The following is a 3123-nucleotide window of genomic DNA, read 5'->3' as shown; positions in this document are numbered from 1 at the left end:
TGCGTCGAGAGGGCGGCCAGGCTGGGCACCGGCAGCCCCTCCTGCTCGGCCAGGCGCTCCTCCCAGATCTCGTTGAGTCGGGAGGTGAGCCGCTCGGCGAGCCGGCGCGAGTTGGCGAAGACGAGGGTCGAGCGGTGGTCGGCGATGAGGTCGACGATGCGCTCCTCGACGTGCGGCCAGATGCTCGCCTGCGGGGCGTTGCCCGCGGCCGGCCCGGAGAGGTCGGGCACGCCGGGTGAGATCTCCGCGGGGGCGCTGCCCAGCTCGCCCATGTCGGGGACCGGCACGACGACGTCGAGCTCCCACTGCTTGGTCGACTCGGGTTGCACGATCTCGACCGGGCGGCCACCCGCGAGGTAGCGGGCGACCTCCTCGACCGGGCGCACCGTGGCCGAGAGGCCGACCCTCTGGGCCGGCTGGGGCAGCAGGGCGTCGAGCCGCTCGAGGCTCAGGGCCAGGTGGGCGCCGCGCTTGGTGCCGGCGACGGCGTGCACCTCGTCGATGATGACCGTCTCGACACCCTTGAGGGCCTCGCGCACCGACGAGGTCAGCATGAGGAAGAGCGACTCGGGCGTCGTGATGAGGATGTCGGTGGGGGTGCGGGCGAAGGCGCGGCGCTCGTTGGCGGGGGTGTCACCCGACCGGACGCTGACGCTGATGTCGGGCGGCGGCAGCTCGAGCCGCGCCGCGGCGTGGCCGATGCCCACGAGCGGGGCGCGCAGGTTGCGCTCGACGTCGACGGCGAGCGCCTTCATCGGCGAGACGTAGAGGACGCGGCAGCGCTCGAGCCGCTCCTCGGGCACCGGCTCGCTCGCCATCCGGTCGACGGCCCACAGGAACGCCGACAGCGTCTTGCCCGAGCCGGTGGGCGCCACGACGACGCAGTGGTGGCCCGAGCTGATCGCGCCCCAGGCGCCCGCCTGCGCCGTGGTGGGCGCGTGGAAGCTGTTGCGGAACCACTCGGCGGTCGCCGGTGAGAACCGCTCGAGCACGTCGGCGGGTTTGCCCTTGGCCATCGCCCCAGCCTGCCATCCCCCACCGACAGCACGGCCGGGCGCACTTCGAGCCGGCCCCGGCGGTCGGCAGCATGTCAGCGGAGGTCGTGCTCCTCGTGGACGACCAGCACCGGCAGTGGGCGTGCTCGGCGCACGCGGAGCTCACCGAGCCGAGCAGCAGTCCCGCGAAGCCGCCGTGCCCGCGGCTGCCGACCACGCGCGGATGCGCAGGCCCTCGACGGGCGGCCATCCGGGCCGCCCAGCGCAGCGCGTGTTTCGAGGAGTCCGACCCGTCCCCGGACTGCACGGACCGGCGCAGGGCCTTGGACCGAGGGCCAGGGTGTGGTCGGTCTCAGCGGCGGACCTCGCGGTGCGAGCCGTCGAGGCGCCGCGTCCAGCCGCGCCCGTCGAGGTGCTCCAGCAGCGGGATGACGGTGCGGCGGGTGGACTCGAGCGCCTGGCGTGCCTCACTCGTCGTGAACGGCTGCGGCAGCCCGGCCAGCACCCGCATGGCCCGTGCCGGCGCGGTGGGCAGGAGCACGACGTCGGGGGTGAGCCTCAGGAGGCGTCCCGCTCCCTCTGCCGCCGCGAGCTGCCGCGGCCCGAGCCCGGCGGTGTCGAGCTCGTTCTGCTCGGGTGCCGTGAAGGGCCGCTCCCGGAGGCGTTGCTCGATCCCCGCGAGCGCGGCCTCGACGGCCGGTTCGAGGGCGGCGCGCACCCCGGGGAGGCCCACGCGGCCGGCGACGACCTCCAGTCCGGCAGCGCCCGCGACGTCGGCGAGGAGCGCCCGGTCGGGGAGGTCGGCTACCGCGCGCGCTGCCTCGAGGCTCAGCGTGGGCTGCAGCGGGTGGGCCTTCGCGTGCGCCTCGAGCGCCGAGCGCAGAGCGCCGGACCAGCCCTGCCACGTCTGCTCGTCGACGAGCCACTGCCCCCGGCGCAGCACGCCGGGTGCGGGGTCGTCGGTCCCGGCCCCGACGACGTGGCCGAGTGCGACCGCGTCGGCGACGGCGAGCACCCCGCGCCGGTGCACCTCGTGCGCGAGATCGGGTGTGCCGTCACCCTCGGCCAGCGGGGCCAGCTCGGTCGCGCGCCGGGTCGCGGCGCCGCGTCGGGACAGCTCCGGTGGGTCGGCGTCGAGGACCCGGGCCCCGGCCAGCACGGTCTGGGCGCCGGGGTCGCGCAGGATGACACGGTCGCCGGCCTGGAGCGGGAGCGTGCGGGGGAAGGCGAGGCGGGCCAGCTGGTCCGACAGGGGCCGCAGCCGCGTCTCGAGGGCCAGCGTGCCGACGTGCGCCATGACTCGGGTCGGCGCCTCACGCGCGGCCGGCGGGTCGAGGGCGACGTCGACGACGGAGCTCATGTGCCAGCGTCCGGCCGCGAGCAGCACGTCGCCGCGGCGCACCTCCTCGGCACCGAGGCCCCGGAGGTTGACGGCCACCCGGGCGACGGCCTCGACCGTGTCTCGCGGCTGCTCGAGCGACTGCAGCCCGCGCACGGTGACCTCGACGTCCCGGTCCCCGCCGCGCGACAGGACCAGGTGGTCGCCCACCGTGATCCGCCCCTGCCCGAGGGTGCCGGTCACCACGGTGCCGCTGCCGCGGATGGTGAAGCTGCGGTCGACCCAGAGGCGGGCCCGGGCCTGCGTGTCGGGCGCCGGCAGGGCGGCGACGAGACGGCCGAGCGCGTCCTTCAGCTCGCCCATCCCCTGACCGGTGCGGGCCGAGACGGCGACGGCCTCGCACTCCAGTCCCGCTGCCCCCAGGCGCTGCCGGGCGTCTGCGAGGGTCTCGCTCGGGTCGGCGAGGTCACTGCGCGTGACGGCCAGCACGCCGTGGCGCAGCCCGAGGGCGCGGACCGCGGCCAGGTGCTCCTCCGACTGCTGGCGCCAGCCCTCGTCCGCCGCGACGACGAAGAGGACGGCCGGAGCAGGGCCCAGCCCGGCGAGCATGTTGCCGATGAAGCGCTGGTGGCCCGGGACGTCGACGAACGCGACCTCGGCTCCCGACGTCAGGGTCGTCCACGCATACCCGAGATCGATGGTCAGGCCGCGTCGGTGCTCCTCCTCCCACCGGTCTGGCTCGATGCCGGTGAGGGCGCGGACCAGGGCGGACTTGCCGTGGTCGACGTG

The 3123-nt window shown here is 75.9% G+C and carries 2 protein-coding genes and 1 pseudogene; all 3 read right to left on the bottom strand.

The window, feature by feature from the left end:
* Positions 1–1016 (bottom strand): DEAD/DEAH box helicase (locus ABD194_RS08575; protein WP_343990118.1); only part of this gene is annotated, 1016 nt, incomplete at its 3' end.
* A gap of 74 nt (positions 1017–1090) precedes the next feature.
* Positions 1091–1212, bottom strand: a pseudogene (locus tag ABD194_RS08570) (universal stress protein); the annotation flags it as partial.
* A 135-nt stretch (positions 1213–1347) separates the two neighbouring features.
* Positions 1348–3123: selenocysteine-specific translation elongation factor (gene selB, locus ABD194_RS08565; protein ID WP_343990114.1), on the bottom strand; the 1776-nt coding region annotated here is incomplete at its 5' end.

The sequence above is a fragment of the Terrabacter terrae genome, assembly GCF_039529575.1.
GTDB lineage: Bacteria > Actinomycetota > Actinomycetes > Actinomycetales > Dermatophilaceae > Terrabacter > Terrabacter terrae.
The sequence above is the reverse complement of the archived record's forward strand: the minus strand, read 5'-3'. Positions and strand labels throughout refer to the sequence as shown.